The 22,234-nt window shown below is 64.5% G+C and carries 17 protein-coding genes and 1 tRNA gene; 8 read left to right on the forward strand and 10 right to left on the reverse strand.

What is annotated here, in order from left to right; all coding sequences use genetic code 11:
• Positions 1-80 precede the first annotated feature (80 nt).
• Positions 81-326 (reverse strand): SMc00767 family acetate metabolism repressor, encoded by a 246-nt coding sequence (locus GM910_RS24495; protein WP_159592911.1) that lies wholly within the window; start codon positions 324-326, stop codon positions 81-83.
• 22 nt (positions 327-348) lie between these two features.
• Positions 349-1,638 carry an isocitrate lyase gene (gene aceA, locus GM910_RS24500; RefSeq protein ID WP_159592914.1) on the reverse strand — a complete coding sequence of 430 codons (1,290 nt, stop codon included), beginning with the start codon at positions 1,636-1,638 and terminating at the stop codon, positions 349-351.
• A 230-nt stretch (positions 1,639-1,868) separates the two neighbouring features.
• Between aceA and GM910_RS24505 the strand changes: the two genes are divergently transcribed.
• Entirely contained in the window at positions 1,869-3,293 is a 1,425-nt protein-coding gene (locus GM910_RS24505; protein WP_159592917.1) for a helix-turn-helix domain-containing protein, read from the forward strand.
• A gap of 6 nt (positions 3,294-3,299) precedes the next feature.
• Here GM910_RS24505 and GM910_RS24510 read toward each other — a convergent pair whose 3' ends face one another.
• The 4 genes from GM910_RS24510 to GM910_RS24525 form a co-directional block, all read right to left on the reverse strand.
• A complete protein-coding gene (locus tag GM910_RS24510) occupies positions 3,300-3,599 on the reverse strand; it encodes a type II toxin-antitoxin system RelE/ParE family toxin (protein ID WP_159592920.1) in 300 nt (99 codons plus the stop codon).
• On the reverse strand, positions 3,589-3,786 hold the full coding sequence (locus tag GM910_RS24515; protein ID WP_159592923.1) for a hypothetical protein: 198 nt from the start codon (positions 3,784-3,786) through the stop codon (positions 3,589-3,591). Before GM910_RS24515 ends, GM910_RS24510 begins: the two co-directional genes overlap by 11 nt.
• Positions 3,787-3,845: 59 nt before the next feature.
• Entirely contained in the window at positions 3,846-4,721 is an 876-nt protein-coding gene (locus GM910_RS24520; protein ID WP_159592926.1) for a LysR family transcriptional regulator, read from the reverse strand.
• Positions 4,722-4,950: 229 nt separating this feature from the next.
• Positions 4,951-5,928 (reverse strand): NADPH:quinone reductase, encoded by a 978-nt coding sequence (locus GM910_RS24525; protein ID WP_159592929.1) that lies wholly within the window; start codon positions 5,926-5,928, stop codon positions 4,951-4,953.
• A 233-nt stretch (positions 5,929-6,161) separates the two neighbouring features.
• Between GM910_RS24525 and GM910_RS24530 the strand changes: the two genes are divergently transcribed.
• From GM910_RS24530 to GM910_RS24545, 4 genes are all read left to right on the forward strand, one after another.
• Positions 6,162-7,259, forward strand: coding sequence for a polyamine ABC transporter substrate-binding protein (locus GM910_RS24530; RefSeq protein ID WP_159592932.1), 1,098 nt, complete (start codon positions 6,162-6,164; stop codon positions 7,257-7,259).
• Between the two features lie 74 nt (positions 7,260-7,333).
• Complete coding sequence (locus GM910_RS24535; protein WP_159592935.1) at positions 7,334-8,470, forward strand: ABC transporter ATP-binding protein; 1,137 nt, start codon at positions 7,334-7,336, stop codon at positions 8,468-8,470.
• A gap of 9 nt (positions 8,471-8,479) precedes the next feature.
• On the forward strand, positions 8,480-9,391 hold the full coding sequence (locus GM910_RS24540) for an ABC transporter permease subunit (RefSeq protein ID WP_159592938.1): 912 nt from the start codon (positions 8,480-8,482) through the stop codon (positions 9,389-9,391).
• A gap of 1 nt (position 9,392) precedes the next feature.
• Positions 9,393-10,202 carry an ABC transporter permease gene (locus GM910_RS24545; RefSeq protein WP_159592941.1) on the forward strand — a complete coding sequence of 270 codons (810 nt, stop codon included), beginning with the start codon at positions 9,393-9,395 and terminating at the stop codon, positions 10,200-10,202.
• 44 nt (positions 10,203-10,246) lie between these two features.
• On the opposite strand, the gene GM910_RS24550 is transcribed toward GM910_RS24545, so the two are convergent.
• Entirely contained in the window at positions 10,247-12,088 is a 1,842-nt protein-coding gene (locus GM910_RS24550; protein WP_159592944.1) for an AsmA family protein, read from the reverse strand.
• A 161-nt stretch (positions 12,089-12,249) separates the two neighbouring features.
• On the opposite strand from GM910_RS24550, the gene GM910_RS24555 reads away from it, so the two are divergent.
• Positions 12,250-14,208: an acetoacetate--CoA ligase gene (locus GM910_RS24555; RefSeq protein ID WP_159592947.1), complete on the forward strand. Its 1,959-nt coding sequence runs from the start codon at positions 12,250-12,252 to the stop codon at positions 14,206-14,208.
• Positions 14,209-14,426: 218 nt separating this feature from the next.
• On the opposite strand, the gene GM910_RS24560 is transcribed toward GM910_RS24555, so the two are convergent.
• From GM910_RS24560 to GM910_RS24570, 3 genes are all read right to left on the reverse strand, one after another.
• Positions 14,427-16,127, reverse strand: coding sequence for an ABC transporter permease (locus GM910_RS24560; protein WP_159592950.1), 1,701 nt, complete (start codon positions 16,125-16,127; stop codon positions 14,427-14,429).
• A gap of 79 nt (positions 16,128-16,206) precedes the next feature.
• Complete coding sequence (locus GM910_RS24565) at positions 16,207-17,241, reverse strand: Fe(3+) ABC transporter substrate-binding protein (RefSeq protein WP_159592958.1); 1,035 nt, start codon at positions 17,239-17,241, stop codon at positions 16,207-16,209.
• Between the two features lie 203 nt (positions 17,242-17,444).
• Positions 17,445-20,654: a PAS domain S-box protein gene (locus GM910_RS24570; protein ID WP_159592953.1), complete on the reverse strand. Its 3,210-nt coding sequence runs from the start codon at positions 20,652-20,654 to the stop codon at positions 17,445-17,447.
• A 254-nt stretch (positions 20,655-20,908) separates the two neighbouring features.
• On the opposite strand from GM910_RS24570, the gene GM910_RS24575 reads away from it, so the two are divergent.
• Both GM910_RS24575 and GM910_RS24580 read left to right on the forward strand, forming a co-directional pair.
• Complete coding sequence (locus tag GM910_RS24575) at positions 20,909-21,358, forward strand: phasin (protein WP_159592955.1); 450 nt, start codon at positions 20,909-20,911, stop codon at positions 21,356-21,358.
• A 223-nt stretch (positions 21,359-21,581) separates the two neighbouring features.
• Positions 21,582-21,658 (forward strand) — tRNA-His (locus GM910_RS24580).
• The last annotated feature ends 576 nt before the right edge of the window (positions 21,659-22,234 follow it).

Below are 22,234 nucleotides of genomic sequence, written 5' to 3' on the forward strand. Positions count from 1 at the left end.
AAGCTCGTCCTGCTCGCAAACGCCCTGCTCAGAGACAGCCGAAAATGGACGCCTGCCCTTCCTTGACCAACACGGATACTCTAGCCGCGCGCCAGACGGTTGGTGACGATAACCGGCACGAGCAGGTCGCCCCAGTTGCCTTCACCGCCGTGGTGGCGCGCCGAGCGCACCAGTTCCACGGAGATGCCGGCCTCGACCGCCGTCATCACCGACTGGTTGAGGCGGTGCAGATCGTTGGCAATCATGCGCACGATCGCCTGTTGGTCGCCGTTCATGGCGCTGGCCTGTTCGTCTGCGCGCTCCTTGACGCGTGTGTTCGGTTTCATGTCGTTTCTCCTCGATCGATTGCTATTCCGCCGCCGGGCGGAACTGGTCTTGCTCGGTGGATTCGCTCATGGCCGTGGTGGAGGACTGGCCGCCGGAAATCGCCATGGACACGGCATCGAAGTAGCCGGTACCCACCTCGCGCTGGTGTTTAGTGGCGGTATAGCCGTTCGCCTCGGCCGCAAACTCGGCTTGCTGCAGCTCGCTGTAGGCCGCCATCTGCCGTTCCTTGTAGCCGCGAGCCAGCTCGAACATGCCGTAGTTGAGCTGATGGAAGCCCGCCAGCGTTATGAACTGGAACTTGTAGCCCATGGCGCCCAGCTCGCGCTGGAACTTGGCGATGGTAGGCTCGTCCAGGTTCTTCTTCCAGTTGAAGGAAGGCGAGCAGTTGTAGGCGAGCGGTTTACCCGGGTGGTGCCTGTGCACACTCTCGGCAAACCGCTTTGCCTGCTCAAGGTCCGGCTTGGACGTCTCGCACCAGATGAGGTCGGAATAGGGCGCGTAGGCGATGGCGCGCGCGATGCAAGGCTCCAGTCCGTTCTTGACGCGGTAGAAGCCTTCCACCGTGCGACCGGCGTCGTAATCGACGAAGGGCCGGTCGCGCTCGTCGATGTCGGAGGTGACGAGCTTGGCGGCTTCCGCGTCGGTGCGACAGATGACGAGCGTGGGTACCCCCATCACGTCGGCTGCAAGCCTCGCCGCGGTGAGGTTGCGGATATGTTGTGCGGTGGGGATAAGCACCTTGCCGCCGAGGTGACCGCACTTCTTTTCCGACGCCAGCTGGTCCTCGAAATGCACCCCCGCGACACCCGCTTCGATGTATGCCTTCATGAGCTCGAAGGCATTGAGCGGACCGCCGAAGCCTGCTTCTGCGTCGGCGACGATGGGGGCGAACCAGGTTTCGACGGAAAGGCCATTGCCCTCCGCAGTCTCGATCTGGTCGGCACGCTGCAGTGTGCGGTTGATGCGTCGGGCAAGCTCCGGGCCCGCGTTGGCAGGGTAGAGCGACTGGTCCGGATACATGGATGAGGCCGTGTTGGCATCCGCCGCCACCTGCCAGCCGGAGAGATAGATGGCCTTCAGCCCCGCGCGCACCATCTGCATGGCCTGGTTGCCGGTAACCGCGCCCAGCGCATTGACAAAGTCCTCTTCGCGGATGAGCTGCCACAGTCGGTTGGCGGTCTCCTCCGCCAATGTGTGACGGATAGCCACCGAGCCGCGCAGCCGGCGCACCTCTTCGGCCCCATAGGGCCGCTCGATGCCGCCGAAGCGGCCTTTGGGTGCAGAAGGAACGAGGTTGTAAAAATCCGTCATCTGGTGTCTCCGTGGTGCCGTTCATCGAGTGGCTGGCGCCAACTCTTGTGACAAAATTTACGCTGCACTGCACAGAAACACACGAGATTTCGCTCCAGAGTGGCACGGAATCGAGTGGGTCTGTCTTGTCTTTCACAGGCAGATTCAGTAAATTTGTAAAAGAAGTAAAACCCTCGCGAGAGATATTTGCGCTTTCTCTGTAAAGAGCTGTAAAGGCGAGCTTGGAAGCCATGGCACCGCAAAAGATATTCGCCGGCGCGCGCATCAGGCGCATTCGCAACGCCAAGGGACTGACCCAGACGGCGATGGCCGAGGGGCTCGGCATTTCGCCCTCTTATCTGAACCTCATTGAGCGCAACCAGCGGCCATTGACCGTGCAGCTCATCCTCAAGCTCGCCTCCGTCTACAAAGTCGATCCGGAAGAATTGCAGGGCGAAAGCGGAGCGTCGCTGGCGGCGTTGAAGGAGGTGTTCTCCGATCCGCTGCTCGCCGGCGAACTGCCGGGCGAACACGAGCTGGTGGAGGTGGTGGAAGCCGCACCCAACGCGGCCGCCGCGCTTGCCAAGCTCTATCGCGCCTACCGCGAGCAGGCCGCAAGGTTGTCGGATCTGTCGGAAATGCTGGCGCGGGAGGGTCGCGCCACGGCGATCTCCGCCACACGATTGCCGGTCGACGAGGTGCGCGAGATATTCGAGCGCCACGCCAATTATTTCCCTGCGCTGGAGGAGGAGGCGGAGGCCTTTCACCGCATGCTGGAGGCCGGCGAGGATTTGGCGGGTGCGTTGAAAACCTGGCTCAGAAGCGAGCACGGCATCGCCGTGCGCGTGCTGCCGGCCGACATCATGCCCAATTGGCGTCGGCGCTATGACCGGCACTCGCAGCGGCTTTTCATCTCCGAGCGGCTGTCGGCAGCCGACCGGTTGCGCGAGATCGCCGTGGAGGCTTGTCTTATCCGCATGCAGGTGGCGGTCGCGGCCGGAATTGAGACCCTCAAGCTCGGCTCAAACGAGGCGAGGCGGCTGGCGCGCTTTGAGCTCGGCCGCTACGCCTCCCATGCGCTGATGATGCCCTATCAGGCCTTCCTCGCCGCCGCCGAGCGGACACGCTATGATATCGAGGTGCTGGCGGCCCGCTTCCACGTGTCGTTCGAACAGGCCGCCAGCCGGCTCACCACGCTTGCGCGGGACGGCGCGGCGGGTGTGCCGTTCTTCATGCTGGAGGTCGACAACGCGGGCAACCGCCTGCGCCGTGCCGGTGCTGGCGGCTTTCCGGCGAGCCGGTTCGGCGGCGGGTGCCCGAAGCTCGGCCACCATGCCGCGTTCGCTCAGCCGGGGCAGGTGTTGGTGGAAGCCGTGGCAATGCCCGACGGCGAGATGTTCCTGACGCTGGCGCGCACGCTGGAGGGCCCGCAAGCGGCCTTCGACGAGCGCCCGCGCCGCACCGCGCTCCTTCTGGCCTGCGACCTCGCTTACAAGGATCGACTGGTCTACGGCGCGGCCCTTCCCGCCTCCGCTACCGAGGCGCCGATCCTCGTCGGCCCGGCCTGCAGGCTGTGTGAGCGCCCCGGCTGCCTCGCCCGCGCCGAGCCGCCGGTGACAAGGCCGCTGGGGCTGGACGAGATGGTGACAGGGTTAAGCGCGTTTGATTTTCAGTGAGGCAGGCTACGGTCGGTCTACAAGAAGGGTGTCCAAGTCCCGCCTGCCGTCAGCCACGGTCAAGATCAGCGCTTGGCCGGTTTGCTCTTCATAGCTGTAGAGAATGATGTGATTGCGAAAGACAATGCAGCGAGCCTCGTCCCGGTAGAGGCGCCCGGCCTGTGGGAAGTCGACAAGTTTCTGGCAAGCATCTTCCAGCCCGCGAACATAGTTCGCCGCGGCCGTCGGGTTTTCGGCGGCGATGAAATCAAGCAGTCTTTGAATATCTTCCTTCGCTTCATCCGACCAAACGATTTCAACCGCCATAGCGCGCCCGCAACTCAGCCATGAACTCGTCATGGGGCGTTGAGCCGCCGCGCGCCTTGGCAGCGGCCAGCTTGGCGTCGATCCGCTTCCGCACCGCCATTTTCAAAAGCGCCTGCGCAAGCTCCTCCTGCTCTTCCTCGGGCAAGGCTTCGACTTCCCTCAGGGCGTCCTTGAGCGTCTGGTTCATCGCACGGTCTCCTGTGGGAGGAAGATAGCATGCCGGGGTGAGCGAGTGAACAATGCCTCCTACTCCGCCCCCAGCGGCCGCTCTCCCGCAAACAGCGGGGCATGGCTGGTGAGAAGGTCGACGATGCGGTCGATGACGATACGCACCTCACGGCGGTGGCGGTCGTCGTTGTGCATGACGACCCATTGGCCCTCGCGCAGGTCCGCGATCTCCTCGCCCGCCCGTTCCAGAAGAGGGTCGCGATCACCTGCGAAGCAGGGAAGCACCCCCTTGCCGACGCCGGAGCGGATCAGGTCGTAGAGCGTGCGCGGCGTGTTCGCCCAGGCGACGACCGAAAGGCCCTTCTGCTCGGCAACCCACCGCGCCGAGCGCGTCGAGATGTCCTCCGGCGCGATCGCCACCCAGTCTTCGCGCCCAGGCCGGGGTTGGTTGCGCGCCTGGAAAGGCGCCTGCGCCACCTCTCCCGTCCTGCGCGCGGCCAGGTTCGAGCTTTCGGGTGCGTGGTTCCTGATGCCGATCTCGACTTCGCGGTGGCCGATGTCGAGCTTCGCTTCCGTCGTCTTGAAGGCGATGCGGAAATTGTCGTCCGGCGTCCACAGGCGTGAGAAGTTGGCGGCGAAGAAATTGGCCGTCCACGTGCCGGCTGAGACGCGCACGACAGGCCGGGCGCCCTCGGCGGCGAGCCATTCGCCGATCGGCCGGGCGCTCGCTTCCATCGCTTGGGCACGCTGGAAAAGCGCTTCCCCATCGGGCGTCAGCGTGTAGCCCGTCTGCCGGCGAACGAAGAGCGGCCGGCCCGCCGACTCCTCCAGCGCCAGCATGCGCCGGCCCACGGTGGCCGGGCTCAGGCCCGCTTCAGCGGCCGCCGGCGACAGTCCGCCACCGCGCGCCACGCCGATGAAGATGCGCAGGTCGTCCCAACTCAGGCTTTTCATGGTTGAAAAAGATAGTGCGAAATCGAAGCCTGATAAAGGGAAAGGGCACCTTTACTCTCCGCTCGTGAAAAACAGCAGGAGAAAAACACCATGGATTACGTGAGCGGATGGGTTCTTTGCCACCACGTTTGGACGATGCAGCAACTCGAGAACCGGTCCAATGACGACTATATCGCGCAGTACACGCCGAGCCGGGTGATGCAGGGTGCGCGGCGTCTAGGCAGGTTCGTCAGACGACATCGATGACGACATTGCCAACGACATCGCCGCTTTCCACGGCCTCGTGGGCATCGGCAATCTCGTCGAGCCGGAAGCGCGCCCCGACCATGTGCCGAAGCGCCCCCTGCCGCAGCATCCCGGCAAGCTGTGCGAGGGCCGCGGCGCGCTCCTCCGGCAAGAGCTCGTAGACCAGGAAGAACTGCAGCGTCAGGCTACCCCACAGCATGGCCGGGAAGGGCAGCGGAATATCGCCGGCGACGTTCGGGCCGTAGCAGACGATCTTTCCGTGCGGTGCCACGAGACCATCGGCGACGAGCGCTGCCGTGGAGGAAAAATCCATGTCGATGACGCCGTCGACACCCTTGCCGCCGGTCAGGTCCTTCGCCACCTTGGCGACGTCCTTCGCCTTATAGTCGATGACGAAGTCCGCCCCCGCCTCGCGTGCAAGGGCGGCGCGCTCGGCCGAGGCCGTGCCCAGCACGCGCGCGCCGGCGGCCTTGGCCATCTGCACCGCATAATAGGCAACGGAGGAGCCGGCACCGGTGACGAGCAGCGTCCGGCCGCCGATGTTGCCGTGCAGCCGCACGGCCTGGACGGCTGTCAGCGCCGGAATGCCGAAACAGGCGCCGATGGTATAGTCGATGCCTTCCGGGAGGGGCACGGCCTGCTCGGAGGGCAGGCAGATGAACTCGGCCGCGGTCCCAAAGGGGCGCTTCCACTGCCCGTTCCACACCCACACGCGCTCGCCGATCCGTGCGTGCGCCACCCCCTGGCCGACCGCATCGATCTCGCCGGCGCCATCGCTGTGCGGAATGATGCGCGGGGCGATCAGCGCGCGGCCGCGGCGGCTTTTGACGTCCGAAGGGTTGACGCCGGAGGCGTAGAGCCGCACGCGCACCTCGCCCGTGCCGGGTTCAGGCGTTGCCATCTCGCCCGTCTCCAGCACCGCGCGCGCCGGCCCGTTCTTCTCATACCAGGCTGCTTTCATGGCGCATTTCCTCCGCCGCGGAAATTTGTAGCAGACTGGCGCGGGAAGAACAGGCCCGAGCCTGCGGATCGGCGGCGATGGTGGAAGGATCGTTACCTCCGCTCTCTTCGCTGCGCATCTAGGGAATTTCGCGCTTGTCGCACTGCGAAAACGAAAATAGGCTTGGCGCAAAAGCCGGTCGGCCCGGGCGGGGTGGACAGGCCGAAAGAAGCCGAAAAATGGGAGTCTGGTTCATGATACGAAAAGCCGCTCTGCTTTCCGCCGTGTCTATCGCCGCGGCGGCGCTTGCGACAAGTGCCGCGGCACAGGACCGCGTCGTCAACGTCTACAACTGGTCCGACTATATCGACGAATCGATCCTCGAGGACTTCACCGCCGAGACCGGTATCGAGGTCGTCTACGACGTCTTCGATTCCAACGAGATCCTGGAGACAAAGCTGCTTGCGGGCGGCACGGGCTACGACGTGGTGGTACCCTCGGCCGAATTCCTGGGCCGGCAGATCGAGGCTGGTGTATTTCAGAAGCTGGATAAATCCAAGCTCACCAACATCGACAATCTCTGGGACATGATTGCCGAACGCACGGAGAAATACGATCCCGAAAACGCCTATTCGGTCAACTACATGTGGGGCACCACCGGCATCGGCTACAACGTGGCCAAGGTGAAGGAAGCGCTCGGCACCGATACGATCGATTCATGGGAGGTAATCTTCGATCCCGACACGATCTCAAAGCTGGGGGATTGTGGCATCCACATGCTCAACGCGCCGGCAGAGATGGTGCGCGCGGCGTTGAACCACCTCGGGCTCGATCCCGATAGTCGCGATCCGGCCGATCTGGAAAGGGCGGAGGAACTCCTGCTCTCCATACGACCACATGTGCGCAAATTCCATTCCTCCGAATATATCAACGCGCTCGCCAACGGAGATATCTGCCTCGCCGTCGGCTGGTCGGGCGACATCTTTCAGGCCCGTGATCGCGCGGCCGAGGCCGACCAGGGCGTTGAGATCGCCTATGCCATCCCGAAAGAGGGGGCGCAGATGTGGTTCGATCAGATGGCCATTCCCGCCGACGCGCAGCACGTCGAGGAGGCGCACGAGTTCATAAACTACATCATGCGCCCCGAGGTCATCGCCAAGGCATCGAACTATGTCTTCTACGCCAACGGCAACAAGGCTTCGCAGGAACTGCTCGATGAAGAGGTGATCAACGATCCCGCTGTCTATCCGGACGAAGCGGTTCTCGAAAAGCTCTACACGACGTTGCCCTACGATCCGCGAACACAGCGCCTCGTCACGCGACTGTGGACCAGGGTCGTCACCGGGCAGTAGCTTCGGTGAGCGCCGGTCCGGCACCACCTGCCGGGCCGGCCGCAGCTTTTCGACGGGCAGAAGGCGGAAGCGGGATGGCATCGCTTGGCAGCACGCGAAGGACGTTCGCCCCGTGGGCCGATCCGACGGCGAAACCCTATATCCGTTTCGAGAACGTAACGAAGCGCTTCGGCGACTTCACCGCCGTCGACGACCTGTCGCTGACGATCTACGAGCGCGAGTTCTTTGCTCTTCTCGGCGCGTCGGGCTGCGGCAAGACCACGCTTCTGCGCATGCTGGGCGGCTTCGAACAGCCGACCTCCGGCCGCATCTTCCTCGACGGGCAGGACATGAAGGGCATCCCGCCCTACCGCCGGCCCGTCAACATGATGTTCCAGTCCTACGCGCTCTTCCCCCACATGACCGTGGAGGCCAACATCGCCTTCGGGCTGAAGCAGGACGGCATGCCGAAGCCGCAGATCGCCGAGCGCGTCGCCCGGATGCTGAAGCTGGTAAAGCTCGAGCCGTTCGCCAAGCGAAAGCCACACCAGCTTTCCGGTGGCCAGCGCCAGCGCGTGGCGCTCGCCCGGTCGCTCGCCAAGCGGCCCAAGGTGCTCCTCCTCGACGAACCGTTGGGTGCGCTCGATAAGAAGCTGCGCGAGGAAACCCAGTTCGAGCTGATGGACCTGCAGTACGAGCTTGGCCTCACCTTCGTCGTCGTCACGCACGACCAGGAGGAGGCGATGACCATGGCCGACCGCATCGCCATCATGGACAAGGGCAAGGTGCTGCAGGTGGCGACGCCGGCAGAGGTCTACGAGGCGCCATCGTGCCGTTTCGTGGCCGATTTCGTCGGCTCGATCAACACGTTCGAGGGCTCGGTGACGAGGGCCGGCAGCGCCGCATGCATCAGGGATAGGAGCGGCGCGGAGTTCCGCGTTGCGGATGCCGGCGCGGCGGCCGCCGGAGACACGGTGTGGCTGGCCGTGCGGCCTGAGAAGCTTCGTGTCTCGCGCGAGCGGCCGGCGGACGCGGAAAACGCGCTCGACGGCGAGGTATGGGACATCGCCTATCTCGGCGACATGACCGTCTACAACGTCAAGCTGGACGACGGCCGCATCGTCAAGGCGAGCACGATCAACAGCATCCGCCGGCTGGAGGACGCCTTGACCTGGCACGACCGCGCCTGGGTTTCCTTCTCCGCCGATGCCGGTGTCGTCCTGACGAGGTAGGGGAAGAAGATGGCCCGGCTTTTCTCCATGATCGGCAGCCGCTTCGTCATCGCCGTGCCCTATTTGTGGCTTCTGGTCTTCTTCCTCGTCCCCTTCTTCATCGTCTTCAAGATATCGCTGTCGCAGACGGCGATCGCCATGCCGCCTTATCTGCCGGTGTTCGGGCTGGAGGAGGGGGGCTCCGGCTTTGTCCGCAACCTGCGCGACCTGTCCTTCGAAAACTACCTGTGGCTTTTCGAAGACGCGCTTTACGTGAATGCCTATCTGTCGAGCCTCGTCATCGCCGCCGTCTCGACGCTGCTCACGCTATTGGTCGGCTACCCGATCGCCTACGGCATGGCGCGCGCGCCGGCCGGCCTCCGCCCGCTGCTTCTGATGTTGGTCATCCTGCCGTTCTGGACCAGCTTCCTGATCCGCGTTTATGCCTGGATCGGTATCCTGAAGCCGGAAGGGCTGCTCAACCAGTTTCTCGCCTTCCTCGGCATCATCGACCAGCCGCTCGTCATCCTCAACACGACGAGTGCCGTCTATATCGGCATCGTCTATTCCTACCTTCCCTTCATGGTTCTGCCTCTTTATGCGGCCTTGGAGAAGATGGACTACTCCTTGATCGAGGCGGCGCAGGATCTCGGCTGCCCGCCGCTTGCCGCTTTCTGGAAGATCACCTTCCCGCTTTCGCTTCCCGGCGTCGTCGCCGGTTGCATGCTGGTCTTCATCCCCGCCGTCGGCGAGTTCGTGATCCCCGATCTCCTGGGCGGCTCGCGCACACTGATGATCGGCAAGACCCTGTGGGACGAGTTCTTCTTCAATCGCGACTGGCCGGTCTCTTCCGCAGTGGCCGTCGTCCTGCTTCTCATCCTCGTCGTGCCCATCGCGTACTTCCAGCGCGCCCAGGCCCGCGCACGGGAACAGGAGAGCTGACATGGCAGGCACCTGGGGACGCTTCAACGTTGTCGCCCTCGCCCTGGGCTTCGCCTTCCTTTATCTGCCCATCGTCCTGCTCGTCATCTATTCCTTCAACGAGTCGCGGCTGGTCACCGTCTGGGCCGGGTTCTCGACCAAGTGGTATGTCGCCATGCTCAACAATCGCGGCTTGATGGACGCGGCCTGGGTGACAGCGCGCGTCGCGTTCCTCTCGGCCACTGTCGCCACGGTCCTCGGCACGATGGCGGCAGTGGCGCTCACCCGCTACACCCGCTTTCGCGGACGGCTGCTCTTCTCCGGCATCGTCTTCGCGCCCCTCGTCATGCCGGAGGTCATCACCGGGCTGTCGCTATTGCTCCTTTTCGTCGCCATCAACTTCGACCGCGGCTTTGCCACCGTCACCATTGCCCACATCACCTTCTCCATGTGCTTCGTCGCCGTCGTGGTGCAGTCGCGGCTCATCACCTTCGATCGCTCTCTGGAGGAGGCAGCGCTGGATTTGGGCGCAACGCCGGTCAAGGCGTTTTTCCAGGTCACGCTGCCGGTCATCCTGCCGGCCGTCATCGCCGGCTGGATGCTGGCTTTCACGCTGTCGCTCGACGATCTGGTGATCGCCAGCTTCACCTCGGGGCCGGGTGCCACGACACTGCCGATGAAAATCTACAGCCAGGTGCGACTGGGCGTGACGCCGGAAATCAACGCCGTCAGCACCGTTCTCATCGCCATCGTGGCGGTGGGCGTCGTTGTGGCTTCGCTGGCAAACAAGCGGCAGGACGTGCTGCGGCAGAGGGAGGCAGGAGGAGAGTAGGACAGAAGGGAGACGCTACGTCCATCCCCTGCCATACTATCTGTTCACCTCCCCTCTCCCCTGGCTGGCGAAAGGAACGAAGCGATGAACGGCGTGCTCCACGAGCCGCCGACGAAGAACGTCAGCGGCGACTCAAACCGCGGATCGGCACCATCGAGCGACGTGAGCGTGCCGTAGAGCGCCAGGCCACGGCTGGCGAAGGGCACCAGGCCGTCGAGCCCGATCCGGTGTTGTCCCGAGAACGCCTCCGCCTGGTCGATCCTTGCAACGCCCTTGGAAAGGGTCGCCTTGACGTCGGCGCGGCTGATCGGCAGCGCACCTTCGCCCATTGCCCTGAGCGGGAAGAAATCGCCCTCCGCGCTGCGCTGGAGGAAAGTTTCCAGGCTGAGACCCGGTACATTGCCAGCGCCAAAGGTCGCCGAAACACTCCCATCCGCCGTCTCCAGAACGGCGTCGAGATCATTCCCGGTGCCCTTCAGCACCACCGAGAGCGTGCAACGTGCCTGCGGAACGAGTTGCTTGACCTCGAACGTCTCGGCAAGCTGGCCCATGTCGATCTCTTCGCCGCGCATGCGGATTTCGACCACGTCGCTCCCGCCGGTCTGGTCGGCCCGCACACCGAGTTGGATTGTCCCGCCGAAGGCCGTCGCGTCTGAAATGTCGAAGGTCGACAGCCCGTCCTTCACCTTCACCGCGGCGGCGACATCGGTAAGAGTGGCAGCTTCGAAACCGGCACTTGCCGCGGAGAAGCGAAGGTCGAAATCGTAGCCACTCGGGTTCATCGACGGCGGCGCCGTCTGCGCCGGCAGCGCGGCGGGGGAAAACGGGCTGAACGTATCCAGGAGTGCGCGCAGGTTGAGCGTGTCGAAGGCGAGCGTGCCGACGACGCTCGGCCGGCCCGGCCCAAGGCTCACGTCCAACAGACCCTTGCCCGTGCTTTTGTCGAGGCCGAGGGTCGCGCCCTCGAATTTCAACCGGCTCATATCGCCGGTCACCTTGGCAGCGACAGTGACGGGGCCGACGCGGGTTCCCGGCAGGGCGACGGAATGCGTCCACTCCACCAAGCGGTTGAGCGAAGGTGCGGAGAAGTCGAGCTGACCGTCGACGAAATTCTTGCCGGAAAAATTGGCAGTGCCCGTGAAAGAGGCCGTTGCCGGCGTGGCCTGCAGTGAAAAATTGACGGGTGCGCTGCCGCCGCCGAGCAGCACCAGCGGTTGAGTGCTCGCCGCTTCCAGCGTGACATTTTCGCCGCGCCAGATGCCCTTCGCCGAGAGCGAGGCCTGCCGATTCAGCGCCGGCCAATTGAATACGCCCGCCAGGCTGGTGACGATGTCCCGGCTGCGCCCGCCGATGCGCGTGGTGATCCGCCCATCGACGACTTCCACCTCGCCGAAGGTATCGGATGGCAGGGCGCTGGTGTCCGGCTCGGTGGGTGCGGCAGCGACCACTTCCCGTGCCGCCGTCACGGAGCGCGAGAGCCTGCCCCAGCTCTGCGGCGGCGTCAGGCGCAACGCGCCCTCCCGCCCGCGCAGGCGCAGGACCGGCTGGATGAGCCGCATCTTGGTGAAGACGATCTCGCCTCTGAGTGCTGCCAGCGCCGACAGGTCGACCTGAACCTGCTCCGCCTCGAGCACGGGCTGCGGGTTCGCCTCGCTCCAGTCGGAAAGGGTCACGTCATGGAGCACGGCACGGAAGGGCCATACGCGGATATCCGGCGTGTCGCCCAGCCGCACGCGATAGCCGCTCCACGCGCTCATCTGATAGGCGATGCCGTCGCGCACGATCTGCGTCGAGGCGACAAGCGGCAGCCCGACCACCAAGAGTATGGCCAGGACCACAACAACGCCGGCGGCCAAAACGCCTTTTCTCGCCAACGGTACCGGCATACTTCCTCGCCCGGTGAGCAGAAATGGCCCCGACCCCAGTTCCCTAGGAGGGGTTTAAACGACGGGTCTTTTATTTCAAGCCTTTGTAACTGGGTTTAACTGTCACGTGCTTGCCCCTTCGCTGCGCCAAGGGCATAACCGGCACGATGAGGAGGAGCGCCATGCAGCAAGAAAAGCCATTGTGGATACCGTCCGCAGAGCAGCTTCGGCGCGCACCAATGTCGGTCTTCATGGAGACGGCGGCGAGGGCATCAGGCCGACCCATCGCCGATTTCGATTCGCTCCATCGCTGGTCCGTGGAGGAGCGGGAGGCTTTCTGGCCGCTGGTTTGGGATTTCTGCGGCATTGTCGGCGAGCGCGGCGAACGGGTGCTGGTCGACGGAGAAAAGATGCCGGGCGCATCCTTCTTCCCCGATGCAAAGCTCAATTTCGCGGAAAACCTTTTAAGGAAATCCGGCGCGGAAGATGCCATCGTCTTTCGTGGAGAGGACAAGGTGGCTCGGCGCCTTTCCTGGGACGAGCTGCGCGCCCTCGTCTCGCGCCTGCAGCAGCTTTTCAAGGCGGAGGGTGTGAAACCCGGCGACCGTATCGCCGCCATGATGCCTAACATGCCGGAGACGGTCGCCGCGATGCTGGCCGCCGCCTCGCTGGGCGCGATCTGGTCGTCATGCTCACCCGATTTCGGGTCACGCGGCGTGCTTGACCGCTTCGGCCAGATCGAGCCGGTCCTTTTCATCGCGTCCGACGGCTATTGGTACAATGGCAAGCCTTTCGAGGTGGCCGGCAAGATGGCGGAAATCCTTGCCGCCCTGCCGGGTGTCAGGAAGGCACTGGTGGTCGACTATCTGGGTAAGGCGCGGGAGACAGCGGGCGGCATCGACAGGGCGGTGGCGCTGGAAGACGCGCTTCTGCCTTTTACACCGGCGGAGATCGCCTACGAGCGGCTTCCCTTCGCGCACCCGCTCTATATCCTGTTTTCCTCAGGCACGACCGGCATCCCGAAATGTATCGTCCATTCGGCCGGCGGCACGCTGATCCAGCACCTGAAGGAGCAGCGCCTGCATGCCGGCATCGAGGACGGCGACCGCTTCTTCTACTTCACCACCTGCGGCTGGATGATGTGGAACTGGCTGGTCTCGGGGCTCGCCTCCGGCGCCACGCTCCTCCTCTATGACGGCTCGCCCTTCTATCCGGACGGCAACACGCTGTTCGATTTCGCCGAAGCCGAGAAGATGACTTACTTCGGCACGTCGGCGAAGTTCATCGATGCCGTACGCAAGGCGGGGCTGGAGCCAGCCACCTCGCACGACCTAGAAAGCGTCCGCGTCATCTCGTCGACCGGCTCGCCCCTGGCACCGGAGAACTTCGAATTCGTCTACCGCGCAATCAAGGAGGACGTGCATCTGTCCTCCATTTCCGGCGGTACCGACATCGTCTCCTGCTTTGTACTGGGTGTGCCCTTACTGCCTGTCTGGGTAGGCGAGATTCAAGGGGCCGGCCTCGGTATGGCCGTCGACGTGTGGGATGACGAAGGGCGCCCGCTCGAAAGCGGCAAGGGCGAGCTTGTGTGCACCAAGGCCTTTCCATCAATGCCGATCGGCTTCTGGAACGACCCGGATGGCGCGAAGTACCGCAGCGCCTATTTCGACCGTTTCGACAACGTCTGGTGCCACGGCGATTTCGCCGAATGGACGGCTCATGGTGGCATCGTCATCCATGGTCGCTCGGACGCCACGCTCAACCCCGGCGGCGTGCGCATCGGCACAGCGGAAATCTATAACCAGGTCGAGCAGTTGCCTGAGATCCTGGAAGCGCTCTGCATCGGCCAGGAGTGGGAAGACGACGTGCGTGTGGTGCTGTTCGTGCGGCTTGCCGAGGGGGTGGCGCTCGACGAGGCGCTCGAGAAGGCGATCCGCGACAAGATCAGGACCGGCGCCAGCCCGCGCCACGTGCCGGGGAGGATCGTCGCCGTAAAGGACATCCCGCGCACCAAGTCGGGCAAGATCACCGAGCTCGCGGTGCGCGATGTGGTGCACGGCCGCGAGGTGAAGAACAAGGAAGCGTTGGCCAACCCGGAGGCATTGGAGCTTTTCCGCGATCTGCCTGTGCTCAAGGGTTAACGAATGATTGCTGCGAAATTTACCGAGATTTCAGGGCTGGGACACTCGGTTAAAATTTGGTGCGCGCCGGTAAGGTCCCGTTAATGAATGACACCGATAGTCGCGGGCAACTTGTCGGATCAGCCGCGCCATTGCGGCCAGAGAGTTCGCCAAGCCCCGTTTTGACAGCACCCAATCAACTCGATAGCGCCCCTTCCGGGGCGTTTCTTTTATGGAGTTCAGGCATCCCGGTCGCGCATCAAGGGGCCGGAAAGCAGGATGACGGGCACAATGGCCGTGGCGATGATGAAGAGAGCGGCCATGGCACCTTCTTCCACCGCGCCGCGCGAGGCGTTCTCGTAGACGTAGGTTGCCAGCGTGTTGAAGCCGAAGGGGCGCAAGAGAATGGTCGCCGAAAGCTCCTTCACCGTGTCCACGAATACGAGGATGCCGGCAGTGAAGATGGCCGGCTTCAAGAGCGGCAGCAGGATCGTGGCCGCGCTGGCCGGCGCCGAGCGGCCAAGGCTGCGTGCCGCCTCGTCGAGGTTCGGCGGAAGCTTCTCCAGTCCCGCCTGCACGGCGCCTTCGGCAAGCGCCAGGAAGCGGATGGCACAGGCAAGCACAACCGCCGCGGCCGAACCGGTCAGAAGCAGGCCGGTGGACAATCCCAGATATTCGCGCGCCAGCCCGTCGATGAAATTGTCGAACCGCGCCAGCGATATGAGCAGGCCGAGCGCCAGGATGGTGCCGGGCATGGCGTAGCCGATGGTGGCGAAGCGCACCAGGAGCATCATTCGGCGCGTGCGTACCAGCCGCGCCGCATAAAGCAGGAGGAGGGCGACGGCGATGGCCAGGACGGCTGTCGCGAGCGCGGTGCCGATGCTGGTCACCAGCGCTTCCGCCAGGGCCGGTTCGGTGAACTGGTGCAGCCTGTTCAGCGCGTAGCGCCCGAAGACGGCGAGCGGGATGCCGAAGCCGGCGAGGATGGGAACGAGCGCCACAGCGAAGGCGCCACCCGCCCGCCATCCGGAAAGTGCGATACGCGGCGGCCGTGCTTTCATCTGCGTTCCGCGCGCCGAATGGAAGCGCTGCTTGCGCCGCGCCATCTGCTCAGCCGTCAGCAGCATGAAGACGAGGAACAGCATGACGACAGCGATCTGCGCCGCCCCCTCCAGGCTGCCCCGGTTGAGCCAGGTGGAATAGATCGCCAGCGTCAGCGTGCGCACACCCAGATACTGCACGGCACCGAAATCGTTGACCGTCTCCATCAGCACCAGCGCAACGCCGGCGACGATGGCCGGCCGCGCGACGGGCAAGAGCACGCGCCAGAAGACGCGTGCGGGCGCCGCCCCCAAGGTACGGGCGACATCGGCGATATTGCGCCCCTGCATGACGAAGACGACCCGCGCCGTCAGATAGACGTAGGGGAAGGTGACACAGGTCATGACGATGGCCGCACCCGTCGTGGTGCGTATATCGGGAAACCAGTAGTCGCCGGGCCTCGTGAAACCGAAAAGAGTTCTGATCGCCGTTTGCACCGGCCCCACATAATGGAAGAACTCGCCGAAGGCGTAGGCCGCGAGATAGGGCGGCACGGCAAGCGGCAGCACCAGCGCCCAGGCGAAGGTGCGGCGCAGGGGAAACTCGTATGCCACCACCAGCCAGGCGCAGCCCACTCCCACGACGCTGCTGCCGACGGCCACCAGGGCGAGCAGAACGAAGGTCGTCGTCACCGACTGCGGCAAGACGTAGCGCGCCAGGTGCGGCCAGTCCGCGCCGGTGCCGGAAAACGCCATGACGATGACGGCGAGGATCGGCAGGAGAACGGCAGCGGCGACCAGCGCCGTGACGGCAAGCGCCGCAGGATGGCGCTGTCGGCGCGTTTTGCCCGTACCCGCGGTGGGTGGGGAAAGCGGTGCCTTGAGGATGAAGCTGCTCATCGGATGCCGAGTGGGCTAAATGCGAAAGCCGGACCGGTCGTCCCGGTCCGGCTCTTTGTCTCGACTGTCGGTCGCAGCCTCAGCTTGCCGGGCCGTCGTCGAGGCCGACGCGGTCGACCATCTCCGACGCCGCCTTGCGATACTTGGCGACATCCGCGAGCGGAAGCGTGTCCGGCTTGATCTCGCCGAAGGACTGCACCGTCTCGGAGACCGCGGCGCCGGGCAGAACCGGATACTCGTAGTTCTCCTCGGCGTAGATGGCCTGGGCTTCCGCGCTGGTCAGGAATTCCATGAGCTTCAGCGCATTCTCCTTGTTCGGCGCGTTCTTGGCGAGCGCCATGCCGGAGATGTTGACATGGGTGCCGCGATCTTCCGAGTTGGGGAACAGCACCTTGATGGCGTCCGCCCACTCCTGCTGCTCCGGCTCCTCGTTGTTGTTCATCATCAGGCCGACATAATAGGTGTTGCCGAGGCCGAGATCGCATTCACCGGCATAGATGGCCTGGGCTTGGCCGCGGTCGTTGCCGCCGGGTTTGCGCGCCAGATTTTCCTTCAGGCCCTTCATCCACTCCTCGGCCTGCTCCTCGCCGTGATGGGCGATCATGGAGGCGAACAGCGCGATGTTGTACTGGTGCTGGCCGCTGCGCATGCAGACCTTGCCCTTCCACTTGGGATCGGCCAGTTCCTCATAGGTGATGGTGTCCTGCTCCACACGCTCCTTGGAGGCGTAGATCACGCGGCCGCGCGTCGTCACACCAAACCAGTGGCCCTCGGGGTCGCGGTACTGTGACGGAATCGCCTCGTAGATGACGTCATTCTCCACCGGCTGGGTGACGCCTGCATCGACCACGGCGACGAGCCGGCCGATATCGACGGTCAGAATGACGTCCGCAGGGGAGTTCTCGCCTTCGGCGGCGATGCGCTCGGGCAGGCCCTCGTCGAGATGGAGCACCTCTGTCTGGATCCCCGTCTCTTCGGTGAACGCGTCCAGCAGCGGCTGGATCAGGAAGGGCTGGCGCTGCGAATAGACATTCACCACGCCGTCGGCCTGAGCGGAAACGGGCAGAAGGGCAGCGCCGGCAGTGACGGCGAACACCGCCAGGCCGGCCCTCATCCTGAAGGCACTGTCAAACATCGTCATTCTCCTCCTAACCACCGGGAGGCAAGGTCCCGGGAGGGCTGCAAACCAGGCGGAAGGGCCATCCCCTCCGTGGCCCCCTAATGGTGGAAAACCCCATACCGGTCAAGAGAAACGCAAGAAAAATCAGTAGTTTAGAATAATTCTAAACTACGATTGTCAGGTTATCGGCGGCAACGTCAATCCGCCAGCACCCGCGTGGGCGGGAAGGTGATCTCCACCAGTGTGCCTTCGCCGGGCCTCGACGTGATTGCGAACTGCGCCCGGTTGGCTTCGACCATCGCTCTCGTCAGCGGCAGGCCGAGCCCGGTGCCGTCGCCGCGCTTGCGGCGCAAGGTGCTGATTTGCTTGAAGGGCTTAAGTGCCTCGTCGATCTCGGCCGAGCTCATGCCCAGTCCCGTATCGCGCACCCGCATCACAACGGAGCCGTCTACGTCGTAGGCAGTGGAAACGATCACCTGGCCGCCGGCCGGCGTGTAGCGCACGGCATTCGACAGGATGTTGAGGGCGATCTGTCGCACGCTTCTCAGGTCGGCGACGACGTCGGGCAGCCGCGAGGCGAAGCTGGAGCGGATGATGACGCGCTCGCTGTTGGCCTGCGGCTGCATCATGGCGACCACCTCGCCCAGCGTCTCGTTGAGCGGTACGGCCTCGTATTGCATCTCCTGCTGCCCGGCCTCGATCTTGGAGATGTCCAGGAGGTCGTTCACCAGGTCGAGCACGTGGTTGCCGGAGCGGTTGATGTCGCGCAGATAGTCGCGATAGCGCTCGTTGCCGATGGGGCCGAACTTCTCGTCGATCATCAGTTCGGAAAAGCCGATGATGGCATTGAGCGGCGTGCGGATCTCGTGGCTGACGCGGGCGAGGAACCCGCTCTTCTGCGAAGAGGCGCGTTCGGCTTGCGCGCGCGCCTGGGTCAGTTCCTCCTCGGCGCGCTTCCAGTGGGTGATGTCGCGCAAGACGGCGCAGTAGCCGCTGTGGTTCGGCAGGCGGCCGATGGTGATGAAGAGCGGGATGAAGCGCCCCTGCGCCTCGCGTCCGATCACCTGCCGGCCGTCATTCAAGACGCTCGCCACGCCGTTGTCTGCAAGGGCGGCCAGATAGTCTTGCACCGTGCGTTGGCTCTCGATGGCGAAAAGCGACGTGAAGGGCTTGCCCGTCACATGCTCGGCATCGAAGCCGAACAGCGCTTCCGCCGGCCGGTTGATGGAGCGGATGGTGCCGTCGTCGGCGATGACGGCGATGCCGTCCGTTGCCGTGTCGACGATGGCGCGCATCTCCATGAGGCGCGCTTCGACTTCGTCGGCATCCTCGGCCCGTGGCGCGGCGCCCTCCGGCTCGTGGTCGTCGCCCATGCCTTCGCGCGCCGGACGCAGTGCCAGCATCAGCGCCTTCCCGTTCTCCCACGGCACCGACTGCAGATGCGCCTCCACCGGGACGTCCGCGCCTTGCGCTGTGGTCAGTCGAAGGGTGCGGCTCGGCGCCTCCTCGGCGCTGTCCTGCGGCTCTTCGAAGAGCGCACCGATGCCACCGACGGCCTCAAGTGCGGCAAGATCCTCATACCCGGTGAAGGTGAAGAACTCCCGGTTCGCATAGTGCAGCCGGTCGCCCGAATGGATGAGGATGGGCAGCGGCAGATGCGTCAGAAGGCCGGTATCGGCGGCCTTCTCCCGGCGCTCCGGGACGGGGTGGGCAAAGGCCGAGGGGGTGAAATCGGGCGTCGTCCGCTGCTCTTCGTCAGGCTCGGTCGCCTGCTCCTGCACCTCCGCCGCTGCGTCCGCGGTTTCCTCGGGCTCCAGCCCTGTCTCCTCCGCCGTGGTCTCCTCCGGAACGGGGGCTTCCTCCGCCGCTTTCGGCTCCTCCGCGTCGCTCACTTCCGCCGCCCGCGCGGCCGCCGCCTCGCTGGCCCGCCGCAGCCGTTCGCCGATCTCGCGGAAGGCGGTGCGTTCGGAAGCCGACAGGCGCGTATCCCGCGTATCCTCGCGGTGCTCGGCGAGGCGAATGACCTTATCCGTAGTGCGCCGCTCCGGGCCGTCGGAGATGCTGATGGCCGGCGTCTCGCCCAGGAAAGGATCGGTTGCGGTTTCGGGAGGCGCTTCCTTGGCCGCCAGGTCCCCCGTATCGTCATCCGCTACGGGCGGAATGCCCTGGGGTTCGTCCTCCGGCGCGGAAGGCGTGAGCGCCATGCCGATCTTTTCCGTATCGGCCTCCGCCTCGCCCAGCCGGGCGATGCCGAAGCCGCGAAAACCTTCGAAGGTGTGCCCACGTCCGTAGACGGGCAGGGCGGCGAGATCGACCGGCACCTTCAATTCCGTGCCCGAGAGCGGCCACATGACCGTGCGACCCGACCACGTGTCGCGCCGCTCCAGGAGGCGGCCGATGGAGCCGGTCGGGTCCAGCCCGAAGGCATTGGAGACCTCGCGGAAGCTGCGGCCGATTATATCGGCGGCGGGCGCGCCCATGGCTTCGGCAAACCCATCCGAAAGGGCGGAGAAGCGGCCCTCCGCATCCGTGCGCCAAGCGAAACGAACCGTCTGCGCGGCGTGCGCTTCACTCTCGGGGCGGCTTTCCGTGCCGCGGCGTTCCGCGGCGGGGAGGGGCTCCTCCGCAACGGGCGCAGGGGCCGGTTCCTCCGGCTCGGCCGCGCGCGGCTGGGGCTCCATTGCTTGCAACGCCTCTGGTACGCTCTCGGCCAGGTCCGCGTCGTCCACAGACAAATCGGGAGCAGTGCTGCCCTCGTCGACCACGACCAGCAGATGTGTGGCCGGTGTGTCGGTGAGGCGGGCGATGCCTGCGGGAAACCGGCGCGCGCCGACGATCGGCTTCTTGACCAGCCGGTCTTCTTCTCCGTGCACCTCCTCGACCAGCGCCCTCAGCGTGTCCGCCGCAACGCCCAGCGCCTCGAAGCCTTCGGATGCTGCCGCCACGTTGCCTTCCGCGTCGAGGAGGGCGGCAAAGTGGCCGGGTTCGTCGAAACCGGCGATGATGCACTCGGCCCGTTCCTTTTCCGGGGTGTCTTTCGTTTCCGGCGAGGGAAGGGCCAGAAGCAGCGCCTTCTCGCCGCGCGGCAACGCGATCGCACTTGCCTGCAAGGTGACGATCCGGCTCTTCAAGCCGCCGGCCAGCCTGAGGGCAAGCGGCCTGTCGCGGCCGATATTGGGAAAGCCCGGCGCGGCCGCGACCTGCCGCAGCGCCACGGCCGGAAGCCGCGGCGCGCTGCCGATCGCCGCCTCGATATCGGAATAGCCGAGCCACGCCGCTCCAGCGCCGTTGGCCCAGACGATTTCCGCAAGATCGACGGACAGCACCGCCAGCGCGTCGCCCGCGGCGAATCGTTCGCGCACCTCGTCGAGGACCGCTATATCGAGGAACGAATACGCCGACGCCATTCAGATCGAACCATTTCCGCTGGTGAGCCCCAAGATTAACCAGTCATTAGTAATAAGAGCACGGCAAGCGCCCGTCCACAAACCCCGCATTTGTCGACAGCTTCAATTTGCCCGTTGGTTAATCCCCGCCCGCCTCCTCTGATTGCTGCGCCGCAACAAAAATGTTGCAATGCACAAAATACGTGTTATATTAGGCTCACATTCAGTTCGGGGCCGTCCAGAGAGCCGCCCACAGTAGACAAGAGGATCGACACATGAGCAAGACCAGCAACAAGCCGGAAGGCACCGAGTTCCCCACTTTCGACGCCTCCAAGGCAACGGAGCAGTTCCGCAGCTTCGCCGAGAAGAGCGCCGAGCAGACCCGCGAGACCTACGAGAAGATGAAGTCCGGCGCCGAGGATGCCCGCAAGGCTTTCGAGGCTTCCTTCGAGAACGCCAAGTCCGTGGGCGACGAGCTGGTTCTGAAGTCCATCGCCGCCATGCGCGTTGGCGCCGAGGCCAATTTCGCCCAGTTCGAGGCGCTGGTTGGCGCTTCCTCCTTCTCCGAGGTGATCGAGCTGCAGAGCTCTTTCCTGCGCAAGCAGATGGAACTCGCCGCCGACCAGGCCAAGGAGTTCCAGGCGATCTCCCAGAAGGCGGCCACCGAGGTCACCAAGCCGGTCAAGGACGCCTTCGAGAAGGCGCTGAAGCAGGCCGCCGCCTGAGGCGAACGGTCGCGCTGAAAACTTTCGCGCGCGGGCCTATATCCGGCTCGTTCGCAAGAACATTGGGCTGGCATCTCCTCCTCCTCCCGCCAGCCCTTTCCTGAAAAGGCCGGGTCCCTCCCCCCGGTCTTTTCTTTTTTGCACCGCTTCGCAGCCTACCCGCGCATGGCTCTTGAAAAAGCGTCCGTTTGCCCGTAATGACGCGGCAGTCGCACGACGCCATGCGGTTGTAGCTCAGTTGGTTAGAGCGCAGGATTGTGGCTCCTGAGGTCGGTGGTTCGAATCCACCCAACCGTACCACTTCTCCAGAAATCCACATTCGCAAATGGTTTCGGCCGGCAAGGTCGAGCCACAGCTATCCGTTGCCGCGCGGGGTTTGCCCGCCGGGCTATGTCAAAGAACGTGGGAAGCGGGGCGCGTTGCCCGTGCCACTCTATTTACTTTGGTAATGCCTATCGAAGCTGGACCGAATCGGTGAGGATTTGGGCTGATCCCCGGTGTTGGCGATTAGCGGGAGCGCCGATGCCGCCTTATCTCCCCCTTGGTGGGGGAGAAAGCGATTTCTTAGGTTTAGCGAAGCTAAGCCTTAGAAATCGCAAGAGAGGGGGCCTTGCACCATGCCTTGCCACGCCAATCCATCCCGCCACACAACCGCGCCTTCGCCCCCGGCGCGTGTCGCATGCCTGTCAGCATCTGTCAGGAATGTTTTCCTATTCCCATTCACGCCTCTCCCGACCCGTGCGATAATCCTCGCCACTTGGACGAATGGAGGCAGCCATGGACGGAACTGCGGCAATCGAGCAAGATCGCGTGGCGCTGAAGCGCATCGTGGCTTCCCTCGTGGCCATGGCCGGCCCGGCCGTGGGCCCTGATCCC

It is taken from the genome of Chelativorans xinjiangensis (assembly GCF_009812055.1).
GTDB lineage: Bacteria > Pseudomonadota > Alphaproteobacteria > Rhizobiales > Rhizobiaceae > Chelativorans > Chelativorans xinjiangense.